Source organism: Staphylococcus ureilyticus (assembly GCF_025558845.1).
Lineage (GTDB): Bacteria > Bacillota > Bacilli > Staphylococcales > Staphylococcaceae > Staphylococcus > Staphylococcus ureilyticus.
Window position 1 is genome coordinate 2,449,718 of the sequence record NZ_CP094825.1, and the last position, 23,546, is coordinate 2,473,263.

The window sequence follows — 23,546 nt, forward strand, 5'->3', positions numbered from 1 at the left end:
TTTTATTCTAAAATTTTTGCTTTTGAGAAATGTAAATGTCCTATTTTATGCTTTTAGCAAAATGTGTATATAATGCTTGCGCCTGTCCTTCATCTTCCAAGCCATAAACATTCATACGACCATCTTTAAATAAAGTAATATTGATTTCGTTATAAGAAAGTAATTTAGCAAAGCTATTGGCCTTTTTAATTTTGGCAGGTAGGTAATGTGCATATTCAAAAATATTTTCATCGAAACGAAGCAAAAATGTATTGCCACATTGAGATTCTACGTTTGTATGTTGAGGTTGGTTCAGTAAATCATATCTCTGATGTACACAAATGCTACAATCGTCATTTTTAAGTTGGTTGATATTCACTGTATGGTACTGGATTGAAAAAGTATCTAGCGTTATTAATTTTTGAGAGAATCCAGATGCTGTTATCCAACGTAATAATTCCGAAACTTCCATGCTAGCTACTTGGTAAATAACTGTAGGTAACACACCATTAATAGAACAACTTTCTGCAGATTCTGGCATCTTATCGAGCACGCATTTTAAACATGGGCCTTTATAATCAATACCATAAACGGTACCTTGACTTCCGATTGCTGCCCCATAAATCCAAGGTATCGAAAATTTATGGCATACTTCGTTAATCAAGTATCTAATTTTAAAATGATCCATGCCATCCATGACGATATCAGGATTTGATTTTCTTAAAATGTGTTCAATGTTGGTGCAAGTTATTTCTTTGTATAATGTGTTGATTTTAATATTAGAATTTATATCTAACAAATGCTTTTTTAGTGCTTCTACTTTAGGCATCATCGTTTGTGCATCGTTTTCAGTATAAGTGGCTTGTCTATGCAAATTTGATAATTCTACAATATCCATATCAATAATCGTAAGCTCGCCAATCCCCATACGTGTTAATATTTCTGCACAATGACTTCCTAACGCTCCTGCTCCTACAATCATCACATGTGTTTGCGCTAGTTTACGCTGGCCTTGTTCACCAAAATTTTTATAGCGTATTTGACGAGAATATCTTTCCATCATAAAAATCCGATGCCTTCTGTTGGACTTGAAGCTTGAGCTGTGTACTTAACTGGTATTCTCCCTGCTTGATAACTCATTCTTCCTGCTTGAATACCCAACTTCATGGCTTCTGCCATTTTCCCTGGATCTTTCGCACTAGAAATTGCTGTGTTTAATAAAATGGCGTCGGCCCCTAATTCCATAGCATGACATGCATCTTTTGGTGATCCAACCCCTGCATCCACAATTACGGGTACATTGGCGCGTTCAATAATATAACGTAGATTTAAAGGGTTGTTTATTCCTCTTCCTGTACCAATAGGTGAAGCTAGTGGCATAATCGCGTGTACTCCTAATTCTTCTAAACGCTTAGCAAGTACAACATCATTTGAAATGTAAGGACACACTGTATAACCTTTTTCTAGTAAAACCTTGCACGCCTCATATGTTTCTAGCGGATCAGGTAGTAAGGTTTCCTGATCACCTATCACTTCTACTTTAATCATGTCACAAAGATTGGCATGATTAGCAATTTCTGCAATTCTTATCGCTTCCTCAGCTGATGTTGCTCCAGCAGTATTAGGAAAAGTAACAAAATTTGATAAGTCAACTTTTGCTAAAGGGTTAGGAAATTTCTCATCATATAAGTTCATTCGACGTACTGCAAAAGTTAAAACCTCTGTTTCAGACGCATTTATTGCCTCTTTTTGAATGGCTTCTGTTTCAAATTTACCAGTACCTAATAACAATCTTGAATTGAATTCAAATTTTCCTATTTTAAACATCTTATCCGCCTCCTACAAATTCTAATAATTCTAAACAATCTTTATCATTAACGATATGATTCTGAAATTGGTTTTGCTTAATTAATTTTTTATTATGTTCAACAATCACTCTTTTTTCGTCTAAACCAAGTGTTTGCAATACCTCTTGTATATTCAAAGGATTTTCAAATGTGAAATTATCACCATTAATAATGCAATGCATCATGATTCATTCCTTTCTCGCTAATTGATTAGTAAATCATTAATTTTGTGTTGTTTCATAATTTAACCATGCTCTGTGTAACGCTTGCACTGTTTTTATTGAGTGATTAAAAATAGAAATACCTGCGATACCTTGAAATCCCTTAGGCAAATGAGGCATAGTTGTTAAATTAATACCACCTAATGCGATTACGGGAATATCACTTTTCAATGCTTCATTGACCTCACTAAATGATCTAGGGGTTAACCCCTTTTTAGACTTTGTTTCAAATACGTGCCCATAAAGTACAAAATCTAAATTTAAATCTGCTGCATATTGAATTGCATGACTACTGTGTGTAGACATACTTATTTTTATGTCTGAACAATGTTGCTTTAAAGCACGGATTTGCTCATCATTTTCTCTAAAATGTATGCGTGATAAGCCGCAAGATTGGAGTACACGATAATCACTGTGAATAATAATTTTATCTTTTGGAAAATGTTGTTGCTTTAGTTGGTTAACCCATTCAATCTTCTCAGAAGTACACATCGGTGACCTGACGATGAGATAATCAATATAAGGTTCAATTTCACAATAATTCGCGCTATCTTTCTTGGTTAATTTATGATAATTGGTAATCGCAATAATCACTATAATCACTCCTAAAAATAAAAAAACGTTACTTTTCCAAATAGGAAAAATAACGTTAATATGAACGGACTAATACGGTTTATAACGCCACTTTTCCTACGCCAGTACAAACTGGATCAGGTTCAAGGAATTCTAGCGTATCACGCTCGTCTCAGCCTTTTATCATAAAGGCACTTCCAGTGGTCTAAACTTATCTCTATTTAATTGATATGCATTTTATGTTTATTTCATGTTTAATTTAACGTAAAAACTGTATTTTTTCAACCGTCTATATTTTTCAAGCTTTTTATTTTCCAAGAAATATCATAAGAAATAGTGACATAATCGCACGGATATCATAATTTTATTGCGATAACTTTAATAATTCTTTTGTTATTTTTTTGGTATCACCATAGATTTTTTTATATATTGCAAAATACTGCTTATATTGCATATGGTTTTCTATACATGGTTCAAATACTTTATCATATTGTATAAATTGTCTTACCATCTCAGCGGTATCATGAAACCACCCTACACCTTTTGCTGCTATCATTGCTGCACCCATACTTGGTCCCTCTTCATGCTTTAATTTATATACTTTAGCGTTGAAGATATCAGCTTGTAATTGAAGCCAAAAATCACTTTTAGCTCCACCACCAATAGAAGTCATTTCTTTAATTTTTTTATCATTTTCACGTAAATAATAGATAGATTCATATAATGCAAAAGTGATGCCTTCAATCACAGCACGAGCCATATCTTTATTATTATGCATATGACTTAAGCCAATAAAACTTCCTCTAATTTGACTATCACCATGGGGTGTACGTTCTCCTGATAAATATGGTGCATATATTAAACCATTACTCCCTAGAGAAGATTGTTTAGCTTCATCCAAAATTTGACTATAAGTTAAGCTTGGCGTAATGTTTTTTTGAAACCATTTTAAACTATCGCCTGCAGCTAATATGACACCCATTGCGTAAGATTTTTGAGGGAGCACATGATTAAAATGATGTATATTGTGACCATAAGTCCCTGTATTCTCAGAATCACACGCTAATATGACACCAGAAGTACCAATACTACATAATGTATCGCCATCACTAATAGCGCCTGCTCCTAATGCGCCACAGGCATTGTCTCCGCCCCCAGCATATACTGCAACATTTTTATCTAAACCTAATTCCTCTGCAATTGAAGTATTAAGGTACCCTACAAAATCTTGTGATTCAATTAATTTTGGACAAAGTTGGTATACACCATAATATTCACAAATATTTTTATTCCAACACTTATTTGCTATATCCATTAACAATGTGCTTGATCCGTCAGAATATTCCATATATATCGTATCTGTGAATTTAAATCTCACATAATCTTTAGGCAATAAGAACACATTTGCTTTGGTCCAAATCAATGGTTCGTTTTCTTTTACCCATAACAACTTAGTTAATGTAAATCCTTCTAACACAGGATTATCCATGACATATTCACCAAATTGTTGTTTTATTTGTTCACACTGAAATGTGGATCTTGTATCATTCCATAAAATGGCATTTCTAAGTGATTGAAATTGATGGTCAAGTAACACTAAACTATGCATTTGACCAGAGAATGATATACCTTTAACCTTCATATCTACTAACTTCTCCGAATTCAATAAGTACTTTATACAATCTTTAGAGGCTTCAAACCAATCTTCTGGATTTTGTTCACTAAAACCTGTTTGTTGATTAATAACATGAATTGATTCACTAGTAACATTTAAAACGTCACCTTTTTTATTAATAGCAATGGCTTTAACAGAACTTGTACCGATATCTATGCCTAATACAATCTCTTTCACATATACCATCCTTTAATTTATAGTTATTTTTTAACTATTTATTTTCAATGTCATTCACGTTATATTTATAGCACAATATATTTGAAAATAAAAATTGTTTTTATAAAAAAATATTTTTAGTTCAATTTTTATACATCAAACAAGTAACAACAATGAATGACATAACATTTTTACATCCAGAAATGTAGTGATACTGTTTTCAATGTTTTAAAATACATTAGCTATTTTTAAGTTCGTACAAATTTATTAAAACTAAAACAAAAAAGCACTGAGATATTTTTTCTCAGTGCATAAAAGTATAAGTAATGATAATGCATGTAACCTTTTAAGTATCTAAAATAGTAGTTTAGAAGCGTAAATAACAACCACCACAGTAATTGAACTTAATAAAGTAGATAAAAAAACAAGCTCTGCTGCAAGTTCTGGGTGATTGTCATACTCCTGAGCAATCACAGAACTATTTACTGACGTCGGCATTGCTGAAGCAATAAACAAAGTTTGCGCAATAACGCCTTCAATACCCATGATTTTTATAATTATTAATGCGATGACTGGTCCAATCACTAAGCGTACAAATATAAAAATATATGATAATGACCACTTAAAAGTAAAGTTTATATTGGCAATTTGTGCGCCTAACATAATTAAAGCAATTGCAATCATCGCATCCGCTACATAGTTAGCTGGCGTCCAAATAAATTCTGGTATAGGGATATCAGCATAATTTAAAATAATTGCAAACAGCAAAGCGTATAATACTGGCATTTTAAAATAACCTAACATCGCTTTCAATTTTCCAATTTGTGCAGATTGTATTGCGAAAATACCATATGAAAAAGTGAAAATATTTTGTAATGATAGAACGATGACTTGTACTGACATCGCTAGTGGATCACCCTTGAATACTAGATCATTGACTGGTACACCATAGTTTCCAGAATTAAAAAATAATACACTATTGGTTAGCGTTGTAGCCTCGCCCTTATCCCTTTTGTTTACTAAAGTTAAAACTTTTCCCACTATATATAAAAAAATGATGTATATTATGAAAAACACTACAATATACAATAATAAACGCAGTTCAAAATTTGTTTTATAAAATTTTACAAAAATAAATCCTGGAACAAACACATAGATATTTAATTTAGCTAAAGTCTTCAAATCTAGAGTGAACTTTTTCTGCAAGATAAATCCTAATGCTATCATTATAAAAATAGGTAATAACACACTCTGTAATATATAAGCCATTTCACTCATTCTAGAACACTCCCTCGTAAGAAACTTTAACACTAGATATATTCATTTGTATTTAAGCTAAATTTAGATATCTGACTTTTAAAACTATGTTGTTTGTATACTTTAAAAATATAAAAATCAGGAGTGAAATAAAAATTGATAAATTAGAAATCAATTTCATATTTCAACTCCCATATTGTATCAATAAAAATTCTACACTTTACTAAGGTTACACTATTTTAATTTGTACATCATTTAATGGATTTGCTTTATTATTTAAAAGGGATTTATAACAATAAGATAATATATCATTCGTCTCTTCGGTTGTCTTCATCGTTATTAGTAGTATTATTAATCTGCTTTTGTTCATTGCTGTTATTTTCTTGCTTTCTTTTGTTTCGTTTTTTTTCTTCCAAAATTGACATAACTATAAAGCCAACAACTAATAGTGGTGTAAGTATACCAATCATCATCATCATTTAGCTCACCTCATTCGTTCATTTCAATTTAATGTCTATATTAACCTTTACTATCAATTTACATGTTTTTATTATCTTCCTCAATAGAACAACTTATTTTATTGCATTTTAATTTAGTTTAATAACAATCCAATTCATGCTACTTGATTTGATATCACCCCAATTTGTATACAGCATTCTATTTTTTGGGCGCTAAACTCACTAAAATGCTACTTTTATGACTCACATTTCACATTTTATGGAAATCAATAACCTATGACATCTTGCCAATTAGATGGAATACTGACTTTATACAACGCTGAAAATTTTTTCAATTATTCAGTACTTCAAAATTATTCACGAATTGTTCGAATTTATCACTATTTTTGCGCTCAATAATAGAATATATTATAAACAGATGTAAAAATTATCCATTTTTTTAGTTTTAGAATTTTATTTTATTATAATTACGCAAAATTAATTGACGTATTAATTTTAAAAAGAGTACTATTTAAATAAATGAAATTAAATTTAAGTATATCTACATTTCCAAAACAAATTTATTGCTCTCACTCCCAATACCTTAATACTTAATCTGATTCTCATTTTACATAAATTGATGCTAACTTTTCTAGCAACATTTAAGGAATGGAGGGTTTCAATGGATTATAATCACATCATTTATGATGAAGGTGATCAATTAGAACATTTAAATACACCTAACTTTTCCAATATATATTTGGTTATTTCAGGTATGATTCATTTCCAAAAAGTAAAATCAAATTTTATATTTCATCGAGGCGATGTATTTGTGGTATACGATTTCGAAGAAAATCTCATTGTACATCGAGAAGGTATGCTTGCTTGTATTTCAGTAAATAATTTAAGTTATCATCGTTTCACCTTAATCAATCGAGAAAATCTTCTAGAAAAATATAAATTAAGTATGTTGATTACCGAAACTTATATTACAACTTTAAAAAATATTTTAGAAAATAATTTATTTAATGGAGACATCGGAGTTATTAAATTAATTAATTACCTCAATTCATCTCAAGCAAATATATATGGTCAGTTGACTTACTCGAATAAATTAATTAAAAACGTTGTAGAATATATTAACCAACATTACAAGCAACCATTAACGCTTAATTTACTAGCTAAAACATTTTACGTAAATAGTAGTTATTTATCTAGAGAATTTTCAAAAAAAATGAATATTTCATTAATCAAATACATTAAAAAAGTTAAAATCTATAGTTTATCTAGGGATTTATTAACAAATGGCAATAGCGAATCAATTTGGGTAGATTATGGGTTCCGTTCATACAATACTTATTTGAGAGATTTCAAAAATGTGATGCATATGACACCAAAAGATTTTATAAAACAACATAATTCTAAAAATACAAATACGAAGATAGAGCCACATCAATTATATAACCAACTCCAATTAATTTTAGATACAATCAAATCTGAATAATATATAAAAAATCCAAGTTTACCTATCAAAGGCAAACTTGGATTAAAAATTAATATTTATATTTATTATCCTCGTCAGTATCGGAATAATTTTCTTTGATTTTTTCTTGTTCGTTCTCTTTTTGATTTTCAGATAATACATATGAGTTATTATGTTCATTTACTTGTGACCCATCTTTGATAAAGGGATTAGCATCGTCTTCTTCATCTCTGCTATAAATAGGTTTTTGAGGTTTTCTTACTAGCAACATGATACCGGCTACTAACCATAAAATGGCAGTAATCCAGTTACCGATTAATGAAATAACACCCACAATAATTAATAAAATGCCGGCAGCTTTGGCTTTTTTACCAATTAACACTGCACCAATAATCGCCACTATAAGTAGCACAATAGATAATACTAGTCCTGCAGTTACCAAGGCACTTAACATATTAATAACCGCTTCTCCATTTTCATATGTGATTGAACTATCATCTTCCATCATTGCTTGTATCATTGCATTTTTATTGTCACCATTTCCAACTAATGGTAAGAATATTGCCAGAACAATTACACCTAATAGCTGTAAACCAATACCAATCCAGGCAAGTATACGTTCAGCTGTTCTTTTCATTATGTTTCACCCCTAATCAAAAATTTATGTTTTTCAGTTAGTATACGCTTGAAATTATATCATTTAGTATACTAATACTGTAGCTACAAGTCCATGTATAACTCATTTAATTGCTTAGTAATTATTTACTTTTTCTAAAGGCTTCATCGATTCGTTCCAATTGATTTACAAAATCTTCTATTTCTTCAAGTGAAAATTGGTTACCTAAGCGATTTTTCACTGATTCACTCATTGCTGAAGTCGCTTGTTTTAAGAAACTTTCACCTTCTAAACTTAATTGGACTAATTTAATTCTTTTATTGTTTGAGTGTGCCCTTTGCACATAACCCATTTCTTCAAGTTTACCGATTCTTTTTGAAGCAGCTGTTTTAAATATATTTTGTAGCCCAGCTAACTCATTAATCGTAACTTGACCTTTTGTTTGAATAATTCTCATCGCTTCAATTTGTTCTCTTGAAAGTAGGTTTGTGAGAGATGATTCATTCACCATTTCAATAATTTCTTTGTTTAAATACAGCATCACGATTTGAAATTTGGTTATCGCTTTCTCAATCGATGCATCTACATCATTCATCACTTTATCCCCCTTTATAAGTTACTTGAATTCGATAGAAAGTGGTAATTTTTCACGTTTATTAAACCATAATAAAACTAAATATTGTAAAATCATCATTACGATAATGATTCCGATAAGTAGAGCTACAACAAATCCAAAGTCGAAGTGACCTGCATTAGTGAATATTGCTTCTCTATATCCTTGAATAGCATATGACATTGGTGAAAATGGATGTATCCATCTATAGAACGTTGCAGAAAGCTCTATTGGGAACATACCTTCACTTGCACTCAATTGTAAGATTAAAAGAATCATTGATATAAAGAGTCCTATTCTATCTAAGAATAATGTTAGGAATGATGTGATTGTAATTGCTGCAATAGCCCACAATAACCCTACTAATATAAATTTCCAGACATTACCAACTGACATATCAAATACAAATAATACCCAACTACTCATGAACAATGCAGATAACGCACCTTGAACAATATATAATGCAAATTTTCCTAAAGTTTGTCTTATTGAAGTTGTAGATTTATCAATCGTTTTTCTCAATGGATAAATCGCACTAAACGATAGCGCACCAACAAATAAACTTACACTTGCCATATAAGGAACAATTGTTGAGCCATATTCATCAGCATTCGTCGGATTATTTTCTTTTACTTTAGTAACATCATTAAGCGCTTTTTCATTTTCGGATTCAAATGAAACATTGTTTTGCTGACTCACTGCGTCGTCTATTTTTGATTTTAATTCGTCATTATTAGCCTGAAGCTCTTTCAACCCATCTGTTACTTGCTGATTTCCTGATAATAACTTTTGAGCTGGTTGACCTACCATCGGCGCCATTTGTTGAATACCATCTGTCACTTCTTGATTACCATCAATAAGTTGTGTTTCTGCATCAGACATTTGCCCTAATGCATCAGATGTATCTTGATAACCTGATTGTGATTTTTTGGCACTAGCGAATAATTCATTCAAATAATTTGATCTAATATTATCTTTTATAGATTCAGTCACTGTATTGATAGCTGAATTTGCAGATTGACTGCCCGTATAGCTAGAACCTGGGTTCACCTTAGTTTCCAGATTTATTTTTTTAGGATTTTCATCTAAAATTGTCGTTGCATTGGATGAAGCATTCTTGGGAACGATAATTGTTCCTACACTTTCACCTCTATTCAATTGCTTATCTGCTTCTTTTTCAGAAACAACTTGAAAATCAAATTTATCATTATCTTTTAATTTGTCTACTAAATCATCACCGATAGTAATATCTTTATTATTAAGCTTTGCTTTTTCATCATGGTTGACAACAGATATTTTTAGATTTTCTGTCTTGTCGTATGGATCCCACATTGAACCAACAAACAAAGCTACATATAGCAATGAAATAAGCGATATTGCAATCAAAGATACCACTAACATTTTATTTTTAAAAATAAATTTAAATTCATTCAACATTTTTCCAACTACCTTCCTTTAATTGTACATCCCGTGTACTATAAGTTAAAAAAGACTAAAATAAAAATATTTTTCCCAGCTTAGCAAACATGACCAACTATTTATAAGGGTGACATCATTTTAGTACACCCCATGTACTTTTTATATATTACGCTCCTTAAATTTAAATGTCAAACTAATTTTCCAAAAAATTCATGGTGATTTTGCACAAAAATGCTTTTAAGATATACAACGAGGTTTTAATTTTGAATTCACTTTGCTTTATCATTATTTATATTTATTAACTAGTGCTTTGGGTAAATGACAGTAATCATTTGGAAATCTTGATAATCTGTCTTGATGTGTTTCTGCGCTTTTAACATAATTAGTCAATGGTAATACCTCTGTGGCGATAAGGTGATGGTCTTCAATTGCATCTATGTATGTTTGTGCTTCTTTTAAATGTTTTACGTCTTCACTATATAACCCTGTTCTATATTTCAAACCAATATCTTGGCCTTGTTGGTTTACGCTATAAGGGTCAATAATTTCAAAAAGATACCCCATTAAATCAGTAACAGACACTTTTTCAGGATCAAAAGTTGTTTTAATAACTTCTACATAACCGTCGTATTCTCCATCAAGGGTATGCGTAATACCATTTGCCCTACCACCTTCTGTTTGAATGACACCTGGTAATGTCTTAACGAATGCCTGAACACCCCAGAGACAACCTCCTGCTAAATATACAGTTTCCATTCTATCCCCTCCTGATTTAATACATTATTTAATAAAAGTATAGACACCACAATCATATGATGCAAATGCTCATATATTTATGATTTATTTTTTGTTAATAGGGAAAATTTATATTAGAGAATAAGGAGGTATTATATGCCTAAAGTTAAAGAAAGATTATTAGAAGATATTGAAGAAAAGCCTTCAAGAACCGACAGTGATTTTAATTCTGAGAAAGAAATGCAACAAAATGCTTTTGAACGATTAGGCAAAGATGTAGTGATTATAGAAACACTTTCGATCATGAATATTGTCTTTGCAATCAGTACAATTAGTTTAGTAGTTGCACTTATCTTTACAAATAAAAATAAATAAATTTATATACATGCTCTTTTCATTGATAATAACAAACTTGAATAGAGCATGTTTTTTATTAATAACCTAACATTCTTCAAAAAAATTTTGACAATATTTAGTTTTACAAAATTTTTAAATTGAATATTGTACCTTTTTTGTTACAATATAGTGAGGAGAATTTCGTCCTTTTATAAAAGCATATAACAAATATACATTCATCATATCATTATGGATTGTAGCCGCACGATACTACTAAACTATTAATTTTATATAAAACTATTATAAACAGAAATAAATTAGAGGAGAATAGAATTATGGATTACAGAGTATTATTGTATTATAAATATACAACGATTGAAGACCCAGAAACATTTGCTACAGAGCATTTAGATTTTTGTAAAGATTTGGAGCTTAAAGGACGTATCTTAGTATCAACTGAAGGTATTAATGGTACTGTATCAGGAACAGTTGAAGCAACAGAAAAATATATGAACGCATTACAATCAGATGAAAGATTCAAAGGAATTACTTTCAAAATTGATGAAGCAGATGGTCACGCGTTTAAAAAAATGCACGTGCGTCCTAGAAAAGAAATTGTAGCATTAGATTTAGAGCAAGATATTAACCCTAAAGAACTTACTGGTAATTATTTATCACCTAAAGAGTTTAAAGAAGCATTATTTGATGATGACACAATTGTTATCGATGCGCGTAATGATTATGAATATGATTTAGGACATTTCCGTGGTGCGATTCGACCTAATATTACTCGTTTTAGAGATTTACCAGACTGGATTAAAGAAAATAAAGATCAATTTATGGATAAAAAAATCGTCACTTATTGTACTGGCGGTATTCGCTGTGAGAAATTCTCCGGTTATCTACTAAGAGAAGGTTTTGAAGACGTAAGCCAACTTGAAGGTGGTATCGCCACTTATGGAAAAGATCCAGAAACAAAAGGTGAGTATTGGGACGGCAAAATGTACGTATTTGACGAACGTATCAGTGTAGATGTCAATCAAGTTGAAAAAACTGTTGTAGGTAAGGAATGGTTTGATGGGACACCTTGTGAACGTTACATCAATTGCTCTAATCCTGAATGTAACCGTCAAATTTTAGTATCTGAAGAAAATGAAGCACGTTATTTAGGCGCTTGTTGCCATGAATGTGCTGAACACGAAAATAATCGCTATGTTAAAAAACATGGTATTAGTGATGAAGAAAAAGCAAAACGCCTAGAAAACTTTAAACAACTTGTCTAGTAAATGATGCTTTGAAACACTGGATGAACATATGATAATGTCATACAAAATATTAGACATATCTATCAAGTTAACTAAAAAATAGTCTGGGACATAAAGTTCTTAGACAAGTGAAAAAGGCAATTTCTATATTATTTCAATAGAAATTGCCTTTTTCAATACTGTTTTAATTATAGTTAGCTCATTGAGTTACTACTTGGATTGATATAGTGTCTTATTTTTTAAAGTATTTAACGTAAAATTACATATGAATACATTGTATTTTGGCGAGACGTTTGCTGGAACAAGACAATCTGAAGACGAGACAGACTGAATCTGTCCCTAAGAAATCGAGCCAACAATATGCTGCAGTATTGAATAATCAAAGAAACACTCAGATGGATTGAATTAAATCATATGAGTGTTATTTTTCTAGGGTTTATGTTTCAGTACCTTGTCTTTTTAAAATTACTTTTTTTACATAATTAGCTACCGCACGCTTTATATTTATTGAGATTTTTTACATTTCACTTATTATTTGAGCAACATAATAATAACCTTTACTTATCAATTCTAATTATTAAGATTTATTTTACTTATAATAAATATGTGCTAACGTAAAAGTAAATGAATATTGCATTATTTTTCATCACATAAAATATTTAGAGATAGAAGGTTGCTTATGTTTATTTTTATTCTTTCAGAAGTTATTTTGCCTATTTTACTTCTGATATTGTTGGGTTTAATACTTCAAATAAAATTTTCTTTTAATCTTAAACACTTTTCCACTTTAATAACATACTGTTTAATGCCGGCATCAGTATTTGTAAACATTTACCAAATTAACATTGATATACCTTTATTACTAAACATAATATATTATATTATCATTTTCAGCGTTATTTTAATTTTACTTGGCAATTTAATTTCTAAATGTCTACATTTGGAAAAAGGAGAAAGTGCTGCTCTAAAAAATAGTATTTCGTTAATGAATTCAGGAAATTACGGGTTACCAGTCAGTCAACTCGTATTTAGTCATAATCCAATCGGTGTCTCAGTCCAAATTTTCATTTTAGTATTTCAAAATTTACTCACATATTCTTATGGTATGTATAATCTACTATCAGCAAGTAAATCAATGGCAGATATCACACGCGGATTTTTACGTCTACCAGTTTTTCATGCACTTCTGCTAGGAATTATCTGCCAAGTTTTTACTGTTAAGCTTCCCAAAACGATTTTAATCCCTCTCGATCAACTCTCTGATGGATTTGTAGCTATAGCACTGATTTTGTTAGGAGCACAACTTGCCAGAGTTAAAATCAACTTTTTCCATCGCGTTATTTCATGGTCACTTATTGGGCGTTTAATAATAAGTCCAATACTTTCTTTAGCAGTTATCTATTTATTAGGCTTAGACGGTGTTGTAGCACAATCACTTTTTATTGCTAGTTCTTTTCCTACTTCAAGAAATACTTCTACGATTGCCATGGAATATCAAATTGAACCGGAATTACATGCACAAATTGTATTATTTTCTACATTATTTAGTATTTTTACAGTTACCACTATTATCTTTTTATCTCGTATCTTATTTTAAAAATTGGTAATGATAACATATTTATCCCATAACAAATGCGCATATAAAAAAACCAGCCATCCAATATATAAATGAAAGACTGGTATTTTCAAATTTTTGTAGTTAATTTGAAGATATTTGCTTTTCTATGCTTATTGTAATTTCATAAACCCATTTCCTAGGACATCTCGTACATCATGGATTACTAAAAAGGCATTTTCATCATGACGATTTACAATTTTTTTAATTCTAGCTAACTGATTTTGAGGAACGACTACGTAAAGTACATTCGTCTCTTTTTGTTGATATCCTCCTACACCATTTAGCAGTGTTGAGCCACGACCTGTTTCTTCATTAATTTGTTTACTAATGTCTGCATTAAAATCTGAAATAATAGTAATCGCTTTTTTAGGATTAAATCCTTCTATTACAAAAGACATGCTTTTTTCAACGATAAACAACATGACAATAGTATAAAGTACATTTTGTATAGGTAAGACAAGTAAGAATGATAAAACTATCAATGAATCAAGTATAAATAATGCTTGTGACGTTTTAATTTCGCTGTATTTGTTTATAATTTTTGCAATAACTGAAGTACCGCCCAATGTACTACGGGCAGATATCACAAAGCCTGTACCGATACCAATGAGCACGCCTGAAAAAATAGTATTGATAAAATCAGACTCTAAATTTAAATTAAAAGATTCAGTAATACCCAAGAAGAATGAACTTGCAACCACAGTAATCAAAGTATAAAGTGCAGTTGTTTTACTTAGATATTTCCAACCAACACCAATTAATATGATGTTAATGATAAGTGTCGTCAACGCTGGAGAAAGACCTAAAGTATATTTTAGATTCAAAGAAATACCGACTGTGCCACCTTCTCCTAAATTTGAAGCTAAAACAAAAGAATTGACGCCTATTGCAATTAAAAAAGTACCTAAAAGACAAAAACAAATATTTTTCAGATGAATTTTATATACCATTGAACCAACACCTCTTTCTATAGATTAATCTATTTTTTGAACAACCATTTTCTTAACTATACTTCGTCCATTTTGCTTCCAACACAAAAAGAAACTTTTCAGCAATAGCTAAAAAGTTTCAGAATTACAATTTCAAATTATAATTTTTTTAATACAGAAAGCATAATAATAAAAATACGTTTGTTTTTCAATGTATGCGGGTTATGTTGAATTATAAGTATATAATGTTTACTTCAATTTATTATAAGCTGTTTAATATTATGCTCTAATTTAATCATTTTCATGTTCCACTAAAAAATGAAAAATCCCTAGATTCTATAAAAGAACCTAGGGACTGATGATACAATATTTCAAAATTAAATATTATTTTATTATGCAGTAACCCACTGTGAAGGGCCAACTTCATCATATAATTTTTGAGCTGCTGCATCTTGAACTGCTTCTGGTGCGTTAGCAGCTGGTTGACCTTGATATTCAGCTGGAGCTACTGAATCCCATGTACTTTGTAAGAATTGGAACTTACCTGAAGCACCTGATGATGGGTTTGTAGCATGAATATCGCCACCTGATTCACGTTGTGCAATTTGTTGTAAGTGTGCATTCACACCTGATGAGCTAGTTGAAGCTTCATTTGAGCTTGATGATTGAGTTGAAGCTTTTGTAGTTGCTTCTTGTTGTGGTTGTTGTGTTTGTTCAGTTTGTGGAGCAGCTTGTTGAGCTGGTTGTTCAGTTTGTGCTTGTTGAGGTTGTTCAACAGAAGTTGTTTGTTCTGATGATACATCTTCACTAGAACCTCCACCAAAACTCCATGACCATGTTTGGCCATCTGATTCAAAATTATAATTTGTACCATTATAATTAAAGTTATAGTTATATGCACCCTCTTGTACAGGTGATGCATTTAATTGTTCTGGATTAGATTGTGCTAAGTTTGCTAATTCTGCTTTGTCAACACCTTGTTCAGCTGCGTTTGCTGAGTTTCCTGCTGCAAATCCTATTACGCCAAGTCCTACTGCTAACGTTGAAGCTAATACTGTTTTTTTCATTATTAATAAATCCTCCCAAGAGATAATACTTTTAAATTTGTTTTTAAATTTGTGTTTCGTTTTTTGCAAAATTACTTTTATCAAATTTGCTAATTCCCACTGTAACATCTAGAAAAAGCTTGTGGGTTACAGTGAAGTTAAAAAAACATCTAGATTTTTTACGTCCTAATGACATAAAAGTTGAATATTACACTCATCAAAAAACCTTAGAACGCCATCATCATCGTTTTAGGGTTAGTTATATTTTCAATTTTATTGTAATGATGTTGTAATAAAAGCACTTTTTATTTTATTATTGTAAGATTTAGTTCATTAATTAATAAGTTAGCAGTTTTAAATTAAGTATTATTTTTAGTATATTATTTAAATATCTTTTTTTAAAATTAACTTTCCTATTAATTTTCTACAATTAATTCTATAACTTTCGAAAATATATGTCTTTCCTTCAATGTAAAAAGGACTAATCCATGTTGTTGTGATATGCTCCCTTCAAAGTAGACACTTAAAAATGTAAACTTTGAAGGGAGTTTTTTTATGACTCATAGAAAATTATCACCTGAAACTTATCAAAAAGCTTTCAGCTTATATGAAGAAGGATATAGTATGAAAAATGTAATTCAAAAATTAAATTTAAATTGTTCTCCTAGAACATTATTGATTAACTATTATAAATTTAAGAAGCATGGAATAAAGGTGCTTTTACCAATTCAGAGAAATAATACCTACTCAAATGAATTTAAGCTTAAAGTTGTGCACGAATATATAAATGATGGCCTATCTTTAACTGATTTAGTAGTTAAATATAATATCCCCACTACTTCAACTGTAAACAAATGGATTTCAAAGTATTTATCGGGTAAAATATTAAAAACATATTCTCCAAAACCCGAGGTGTATCAATTGAAATATAAATCATTAACATTTGAAGATCGTGTGGAAATCGTTGATTATTATATGAATCATGGTCAATCGTATAAGACAACAGCAAATCATTTTAACATCAATTATAGCCAAGTATATAACTGGGTAAAAAAGTACAACTTGCATGGGTATGATGGGCTTAAAGATGGACGTGGAAAAGGGAAACCCCAGTCTGTATTAACACCTGAAGAGGCATTAAAAGCTGAAATTAAGATACTTAAAGAGAAAAATAAATTTCTTCAAATGGAAAATGACGTTTTAAAAAAGGAAGAAGAAATAGAAAGGAAGTTGATGAAACAGGCATCAGACAAAAAGCATCATACCAAACGGTAAAAGCATTTAAAAACCTTTATCCGATAGCTTGGTTATGTTCAGTATTAAAGATATCACGTTCAAGTTACTATAAATGGTTACATCGCAAACCATCAAATAAAGAAATTGAAAACCAAAAATTGATCAAAGATATCGTTGATATCTACAATAAATACAAAGGCATATATGGATATCGTCGTATATACATATATTTAAGACTTAAACTACATCAAAAAGTAAATCATAAACGTGTCTATAGATTGATGAATCAACTTAATCTAAAATCTACTATCCGCCCTAAAAGAAAACGATATATTAAAACAACACCTGAAATTACAGCACATAATATATTAAATAGAAAATTTGAAGAACAAATCCCAAATAAAAAATGGTTAACTGACGTTACAGAATTCAAACTCAGCAATGGTAAAAAACTTTACTTAAGTGCTATTTATGACTTAGGCAGCAAACAGATTATCAGTCATAAATTAAGTACCTCAAATAACAATAAATTTGTATTAGATACGCTCAAAAAAGCAGTCAAACTTGTGCCGAATACCGAAGGTATACTCTTGCATAGCGACAGAGGATATCAATATACAAGCAGATTATTTAAAGTTACGTTAGAGCAACTTGGTATAAAACAAAGTATGTCACGACCAGGATGTTGCATAGATAATGGACCTATGGAAGGTGTATGGGGAACTATTAAAAGTGAATTGTTTAGAGGAAGAAAAAAAGTGATTTTTAAAGACAAGGCTACAGCAATAAAAGCAATTAATTCATATATAGAATTTTTTAATCAAGAAAGAATAACATTAAAAATGGCTACCCTTATATCGTAAATATAAGGTAGCCATAAACATTTTGTTTTTTTCACTGTCTACTTGACAGGGTGCAGTTCATAACACCTTATCAATTTTTATTAAACAGCAAAATTGAAGAAGCAAAAAATATCATAGAAATAGATAAAGATATACATTTATCAGTTAATGAATTAGGATTTTCTGATTTAACACACTTAAATAGACAATTCAAAAAAATATACGGTATCACTGCAAACAATTATGCTCAGTCTTTTTAAACTTTATTACATATAGTTAATTTCACAAAATTTGATAATAGTATGATGTTAAGACATCAATGTTTTTGATTTACGAATTGACATTTACTTTGTTTCTATGGAAATTTTATATTTTAAAAATTGTTGTTTTTTGAAAATAAGCTTCTATTAAGAAGAAATGATAATGAAATCATCTTTCATACACTTTTGAATGCTTTATTGTTATATTTTTTTATTAAATTCCATTTTGGAATAATTTATTACTATTTAGGGAATTTCAAACAAAATTTAGCACAAGTCTTTTATAGTGAAGTTAACAAATAAAAGTGAGGTGAAGGACATGGACTTTATCATTGATATCATCAAAAAAATCGTTGGTTTATTCACAGGTAAATAATTTCTAACCTCTATAAAGAGACTGGTACGGTATGTATCAGTCTTTTTTTGATACATACTATAACCAATAGTTGCACTGAAACCATTCACTGATGTTGTTCTTTTTTATATTTCTCTCATCCTTCTTTAACGTCTTGTTTCACTTCCTTTACCCGTTCAATAAGCTTATTCACCTATCATACTTCATTATTATACAAAAATTGTATTCAAGAAAATATGACTCTAATCATAGTACGCTTAATAAAAAATAAGCGAGGATAAAATCAAAACCTTAATTTTGATTATTTATCCTCGCTCAATTTTTCATATCAAATCGCCTTAAACCATTCTCTTTATATAATAATATTTAATTTCCTTCATTAAATTTATCAATTTCTACTTTCTTACGAAAATAAAGTTTTCAATATATTAAATAATGAACCTACTAAATCAAAAAAGTCTCCACTCATTATTTACCCTCACCTTCATAAAATATATTTGCATCGCTTGATCTATGCTTCAGCGTTTTCAGTTTTTACTAAGTCTGAGGCAATGCCTTCATAAAATTGTCTTAATTCTGCTTGTGAACGCTTTGTATCATTACTATCTTGTCCGACAAAGTCCGCATGATCCCAATCATGCATAATTGGTGTCACTTGCCAAACACCTTTTTGAACCTGGTTCGATGCTTCTATATGTGCTTGATTAAATGGATGTAATGCTGAAATTGTTGAAACCAGACCATCATTGACACGCCATTCTTTTTCAGGTGCTTTTCCAATCACATTACCTGTTAATCCCATAGGTAAATACATGTTAATATCTGATTTTTGTTTACCAAATAATCCATCTCTTGTAGATTCTCCAGTATATGTCTTATAAACGATGTTCGGATTTAGTGATGTTTTTTTATTTAATTCAGTCGCTCCTGCTCTGGTTAAATCATAAAAGCCATTATCGTTTGTCGTCCATAATTTACTATCTTTCAATCGTTTAACATATTGATTATATGTCTCATCATCTTTTTGTTTTAAGCCCCATTGCTCAAGACCAAAGCTAACTTTAGAATTTTTATTACCTTTTAGTTTCGCGTAATCAAACGCAACTTGTCTGATGAGCGTTTCATTACCTAATTGATCAGCTGCGTGTGTACCATTATGGGGTGTTGCTAAGGTAGTAATTGAACTAATCATGTTATCGTTATTACCTTGAAATACTGGTGCTATATCGCCACCATGTTGTTTTTGATATTCTATTTCTTCTGGATTACCATTACGTAAATATTCTTCTAGTTGCCTAATCGTTTGTCCACCCATGCTATGACCAACTAAATGAACTTTTTGACCTGGTTGCCAGTCTTTATATACACCTTCATATGTCTTGCCATAACGTTCGTGACCATATTTTTCAGCATGTGCAGCCCCATAATCTACTGTACCGCCTTTAATGTAATAGTATAATTCAACTGCTCTGTCATGGTTACTACTTAACGCACCAATACTTGCTTCATATGCATTGTAACCCTTTTGTTCTAAGTCTTGTTGAATATTTAATTTGTCGCCTCCCCAATAATGAGGTAAAACAGAGGGTTTAATATCGTCTGTAAAACCATTAAAACCGTGTACTAATATAATGGGATCTTGGTTTTTATATTGGCCTTGTTTCGCTTTTTTTGTTGGTTGTTCTTGCGTTTTTTCAGCGTTCTGTTGATTCACTTGATTATTTGTTGTAGCAACCGCATTTTTCTTAAGTAAAGTTAAATTTTTATCTGGATCGTTTTTCTGTTGATTGCTTTGGCTATCTTCGTTAGCTAAATTGTCATTTTTTAATTGTCCAAATTTAATATTATTTTGAGATTCTGATTGGGATGCACTTTCATTTACTTTCATCTCTTTTACTTTATCTTGTTCATTGTAGTTTGGGTCTACTTCTTCTGTTGTCTGTGCTTCGGTTTTATCTTGCTTGTTGTAGTCCGGGTCTACTTCTTCTGTTGTCTCTTTTTAGTTTTATCTTGTTTATTGTAGTCTGGATCTACTTCTTCTGTTGTCTCTACTTTGGCTTTATCTTGTTTGTTGTAGTCTGGATCTACTTCTTCTGTTGTCTGTGCTTCGGTTTTATCTTGCTTGTTGTAGTCCGGGTCTACTTCTTCTGTTGTCTCTGTTTTAGTTTTATCTTGCTTGTTGTAGTCCGGGTCTACTTCTTCTGTTGTCTCTGTTTTAGTTTTATCTTGTTTATTGTAGTCCGGGTCTACTTCTTCTGTTGCCTCTGCTTTGGCTTTATCTTGTTTATTGTAGTCCGGGTCTATTTCTTCTGTTGCCTCTGCTTTGGCTTTATCTTGCTTGTTGTAGTCCGGATCTACTTCTTCTGTTGCCTCTGCTTTGGCTTTATCTTGCTTGTTGTAGTCTGGATCTACTTCTTCTGTTGTCTCTGCTTTGTCTTTATCTTGTTTGTTGTAGTCTGGGTCTACTTCTTCTGTTGTCTCTGCTTTGTCTTTATCTTGTTTGTTGTAGTCTGGGTCTACTTCTTCTGTTGTGTTATTTTTATCATTTTCTAAGTCTACCTTTTCATTATTTACGTTTTCTGCATCAGTCGTTAATTTATCATTATGTAAGCTTTGATTTTCTGAAGTTTGTTTATCATGCTCTAAATTATTATTCTTATTAACCGGTACACTACTTTCCCCAGTAGTGTTATCACTATTTGTTTCCCCAATATGTTCCCCAATGTCCTGATAGCTCATTTCGCTTGCTTGTTTTTCTGTTTCAGCAGCTTGCGCACTGTCTACGCCCATAAAGAGTAAAGATCCAATTAATATAGATGATGCGCCAAAAGTGAATTTACGAATACTATATTTGTTTTTTTTCTGTTCCATACTAGACACCTCTTGGTTAATAGAATTTAATAAATAACAAACTTCCTTTTGCTAAATGAATAGATTTAAAATAATACGCGGTACTAATTCGAAAATTTTACCAATAATCTCTTTCATAAATTACTCCTTTCAGAAAACGTTTTCAAATAATAGTAAAAATTAAATTATCTATTTAAAACAATTAATGCAATACAACAAATTTTTTAAATAAATAATTTAATTTGACCTTACTAAACAAATAAAAAATAGTCAACAATATAAATAAAAATATAATAACTTAATTCATACTTTACAAATTATTAAAAAAAGCCCTTTATCAATACTCAATTTTCACATTGATATGATAACGGGCTAATAGTTAATGTTATTTAATTTCTATAAAAATTGTACGACAAATATTAATATAATAACGACTGGTAAAATAAATTTAATGAGATAATACCAAGGCATAAACAATCTAAATTTATCTTTTCCAAAGTGTTCTTTTAAAGCTTGTTTATCAAGTAATTGTCCTACAACAAGTGTTGTTCCCAACGCACCTATAGGCATTAAAATGTTGGAAACTAAGAAATCCATGTTGTCAAAAATAGTACCTGCTGCAAATTTTACATGATTCAGACTTCCAAAAGATAATGTTGCAGGAATACTTATCATAAAAACAAGTACACTTATATAAAACGATACAGATTTACGTTTCAAATTATCATTTTTAGTAAAGTTTGACACATTGAGTTCTAGTAACGAAATTGAAGAAGTAAGTGCTGCAAATAAAAATAATATTAAAAAAATAAAATAGAAACCTGAACCATATGCCATCTGATCAAATACTTTTGGTAACACTTTAAATAGTAATCCAGGTCCTTCAGTTGGACTATAACCGAAAGCTGAAATCGCAGGGAAAATTGCTAAACCTGCTAACACAGATACTAGAATGTTCATCGCTACAATAGAAACAGCCGAAGTTTTAATAGTCATTTCTTTAGATGCATAACTAGCATATGTAATCATGCCTGTTGTTCCTAATGACAGTGTAAAAAACGATTGGCCTAGCGCAAATAAAATCCCCTCTATTGAAATATCTTCTAAGCGTGGTTGCAATATATATTTCAATCCTTCAAACGAGCCATCGAGAGTTAGCGATTTTACAACAATAATAATAAGGAAGATAAATAATAATGGCATCATAAATTTAGATGCTTTTTCTAATCCTTTTTCAACTCCCATCATTACAATGAACATCGTCAACAAAATAAATATCCCTTGGCCAGTAACCGTCAACCATGGATTACTTATAATAGATTCAAATTCTATTTGGCTTAATTTACCACCATTAAACGAGCATATTTGAAGTAATACATTAAATATATAAATGATAATCCAACCACCGATGACACTATAAAAACCAAATAAGATAAAAACAGCTAAATTACCATTCCATCCTATAATATTTAACCATTTTCTATTTGTTAATTTTTCATATATTTTAGTAGTATATGTTTTGCCCATTTTTCCCACTGTAAATTCCATCATTAATAATGGCAGTCCTACAAACAGTGTAAATATTAAAAACATTAATAAGAAAGCCCCACCGCCATAAATACCTGCCATATATGGAAATTTCCACATTGCGCCTAGCCCTATCGCAGACCCCGCACTTGCCAATATGAAACCAAGCGATGACTTCCATTGTGATTCATTATGCATCTTTCATACATCCTTTATACCCTATTATTCTTTACTGCGTTAAAGCGTTTATGTAACATAGGAAACTACTATA

The 23,546-nt window shown here is 30.6% G+C and carries 20 protein-coding genes, 1 pseudogene and 1 riboswitch; of the genes and pseudogenes, 6 read left to right on the forward strand and 15 right to left on the reverse strand.

The annotated features are described in order from the left end of the window. Nucleotides 1-40 precede the first annotated feature (40 nt). The 7 genes from MUA21_RS11990 to MUA21_RS12020 all read right to left on the reverse strand — a co-directional run bounded on the left by MUA21_RS11990 (nucleotide 41) and on the right by MUA21_RS12020 (nucleotide 6,187). Nucleotides 41-1,039 (reverse strand): ThiF family adenylyltransferase, encoded by a 999-nt coding sequence (locus MUA21_RS11990; protein WP_262562263.1) that lies wholly within the window; start codon nucleotides 1,037-1,039, stop codon nucleotides 41-43. Further along, nucleotides 1,039-1,806 (reverse strand): thiazole synthase, encoded by a 768-nt coding sequence (locus tag MUA21_RS11995; protein WP_046206951.1) that lies wholly within the window; start codon nucleotides 1,804-1,806, stop codon nucleotides 1,039-1,041. The genes MUA21_RS11990 and MUA21_RS11995 overlap by 1 nt, the downstream gene beginning before the upstream one ends. Before the next feature lies 1 nt (nucleotide 1,807). Further along, nucleotides 1,808-2,008 carry a sulfur carrier protein ThiS gene (thiS, locus tag MUA21_RS12000; protein WP_046206950.1) on the reverse strand — a complete coding sequence of 67 codons (201 nt, stop codon included), beginning with the start codon at nucleotides 2,006-2,008 and terminating at the stop codon, nucleotides 1,808-1,810. Nucleotides 2,009-2,047: 39 nt separating this feature from the next. After that, nucleotides 2,048-2,641, reverse strand: coding sequence for a thiamine phosphate synthase (locus MUA21_RS12005; RefSeq protein ID WP_107520818.1), 594 nt, complete (start codon nucleotides 2,639-2,641; stop codon nucleotides 2,048-2,050). Nucleotides 2,642-2,716: 75 nt separating this feature from the next. After that, a riboswitch (TPP riboswitch) is annotated at nucleotides 2,717-2,829 on the reverse strand. A 155-nt stretch (nucleotides 2,830-2,984) separates the two neighbouring features. Then, nucleotides 2,985-4,472 carry a xylulokinase gene (gene xylB / locus MUA21_RS12010; protein ID WP_262561378.1) on the reverse strand — a complete coding sequence of 496 codons (1,488 nt, stop codon included), beginning with the start codon at nucleotides 4,470-4,472 and terminating at the stop codon, nucleotides 2,985-2,987. A 333-nt stretch (nucleotides 4,473-4,805) separates the two neighbouring features. Continuing rightward, nucleotides 4,806-5,729, reverse strand: coding sequence for an AEC family transporter (locus tag MUA21_RS12015; RefSeq protein ID WP_019469164.1), 924 nt, complete (start codon nucleotides 5,727-5,729; stop codon nucleotides 4,806-4,808). 287 nt (nucleotides 5,730-6,016) lie between these two features. After that, nucleotides 6,017-6,187 carry a hypothetical protein gene (locus tag MUA21_RS12020; protein ID WP_157948020.1) on the reverse strand — a complete coding sequence of 57 codons (171 nt, stop codon included), beginning with the start codon at nucleotides 6,185-6,187 and terminating at the stop codon, nucleotides 6,017-6,019. Between the two features lie 640 nt (nucleotides 6,188-6,827). On the opposite strand from MUA21_RS12020, the gene MUA21_RS12025 reads away from it, so the two are divergent. Next, entirely contained in the window at nucleotides 6,828-7,649 is an 822-nt protein-coding gene (locus MUA21_RS12025) for a helix-turn-helix domain-containing protein (protein WP_073344750.1), read from the forward strand. Between the two features lie 49 nt (nucleotides 7,650-7,698). Here MUA21_RS12025 and MUA21_RS12030 read toward each other — a convergent pair whose 3' ends face one another. The 4 genes from MUA21_RS12030 to MUA21_RS12045 all read right to left on the reverse strand — a co-directional run bounded on the left by MUA21_RS12030 (nucleotide 7,699) and on the right by MUA21_RS12045 (nucleotide 11,032). After that, nucleotides 7,699-8,265, reverse strand: coding sequence for a DUF4064 domain-containing protein (locus tag MUA21_RS12030; protein ID WP_081370532.1), 567 nt, complete (start codon nucleotides 8,263-8,265; stop codon nucleotides 7,699-7,701). A gap of 121 nt (nucleotides 8,266-8,386) precedes the next feature. Then, nucleotides 8,387-8,839, reverse strand: a complete 453-nt coding sequence (locus MUA21_RS12035) for a MarR family winged helix-turn-helix transcriptional regulator (protein WP_046206946.1) — start codon at nucleotides 8,837-8,839, stop codon at nucleotides 8,387-8,389. Nucleotides 8,840-8,860: 21 nt separating this feature from the next. After that, a complete protein-coding gene (locus MUA21_RS12040) occupies nucleotides 8,861-10,294 on the reverse strand; it encodes a YhgE/Pip domain-containing protein (RefSeq protein WP_262561379.1) in 1,434 nt (477 codons plus the stop codon). Nucleotides 10,295-10,561: 267 nt separating this feature from the next. Continuing rightward, a complete protein-coding gene (locus MUA21_RS12045; RefSeq protein WP_224396323.1) occupies nucleotides 10,562-11,032 on the reverse strand; it encodes a peptide-methionine (S)-S-oxide reductase in 471 nt (156 codons plus the stop codon). A 135-nt stretch (nucleotides 11,033-11,167) separates the two neighbouring features. Here MUA21_RS12045 and MUA21_RS12050 point away from each other — a divergent pair, with 135 nt between their 5' ends. From MUA21_RS12050 to MUA21_RS12060, 3 genes are all read left to right on the forward strand, one after another. Continuing rightward, entirely contained in the window at nucleotides 11,168-11,386 is a 219-nt protein-coding gene (locus tag MUA21_RS12050) for a hypothetical protein (protein WP_040030347.1), read from the forward strand. Nucleotides 11,387-11,682: 296 nt separating this feature from the next. Then, the gene (gene trhO / locus MUA21_RS12055; RefSeq protein WP_046206942.1) at nucleotides 11,683-12,630 is read left to right on the forward strand and encodes an oxygen-dependent tRNA uridine(34) hydroxylase TrhO; all 948 of its coding nucleotides are present in this window, start codon (nucleotides 11,683-11,685) and stop codon (nucleotides 12,628-12,630) included. A gap of 661 nt (nucleotides 12,631-13,291) precedes the next feature. After that, a complete protein-coding gene (locus tag MUA21_RS12060) occupies nucleotides 13,292-14,209 on the forward strand; it encodes an AEC family transporter (RefSeq protein WP_262561380.1) in 918 nt (305 codons plus the stop codon). A 131-nt stretch (nucleotides 14,210-14,340) separates the two neighbouring features. Here MUA21_RS12060 and MUA21_RS12065 read toward each other — a convergent pair whose 3' ends face one another. Next, nucleotides 14,341-15,180 (reverse strand): YitT family protein, encoded by an 840-nt coding sequence (locus tag MUA21_RS12065; RefSeq protein WP_046206940.1) that lies wholly within the window; start codon nucleotides 15,178-15,180, stop codon nucleotides 14,341-14,343. Between the two features lie 371 nt (nucleotides 15,181-15,551). Continuing rightward, nucleotides 15,552-16,226, reverse strand: a complete 675-nt coding sequence (locus tag MUA21_RS12070; RefSeq protein WP_262561381.1) for a transglycosylase family protein — start codon at nucleotides 16,224-16,226, stop codon at nucleotides 15,552-15,554. Nucleotides 16,227-16,760: 534 nt separating this feature from the next. On the opposite strand from MUA21_RS12070, the gene MUA21_RS13380 reads away from it, so the two are divergent. Both MUA21_RS13380 and MUA21_RS12085 read left to right on the forward strand, forming a co-directional pair. Beyond that, nucleotides 16,761-18,304, forward strand: a protein-coding gene (locus tag MUA21_RS13380; RefSeq protein WP_437129139.1) for an IS3 family transposase whose coding sequence is annotated in 2 segments (ribosomal slippage) — nucleotides 16,761-17,435 and nucleotides 17,438-18,304 — 1,542 coding nt in all. Because the reading frame shifts where the segments join, the coding sequence is not laid out codon by codon here. 50 nt (nucleotides 18,305-18,354) lie between these two features. Then, nucleotides 18,355-18,543: a helix-turn-helix domain-containing protein gene (locus tag MUA21_RS12085; RefSeq protein WP_262561382.1), complete on the forward strand. Its 189-nt coding sequence runs from the start codon at nucleotides 18,355-18,357 to the stop codon at nucleotides 18,541-18,543. An 866-nt stretch (nucleotides 18,544-19,409) separates the two neighbouring features. Here the strand turns inward: MUA21_RS12085 and lip are convergent. Continuing rightward, nucleotides 19,410-21,769 (reverse strand): annotated as a pseudogene (gene lip, locus MUA21_RS13255) (YSIRK-targeted triacylglycerol lipase). 375 nt (nucleotides 21,770-22,144) lie between these two features. Further along, on the reverse strand, nucleotides 22,145-23,473 hold the full coding sequence (locus MUA21_RS12095; RefSeq protein ID WP_262561383.1) for a sodium-dependent transporter: 1,329 nt from the start codon (nucleotides 23,471-23,473) through the stop codon (nucleotides 22,145-22,147). Nucleotides 23,474-23,546: the final 73 nt, after the last annotated feature.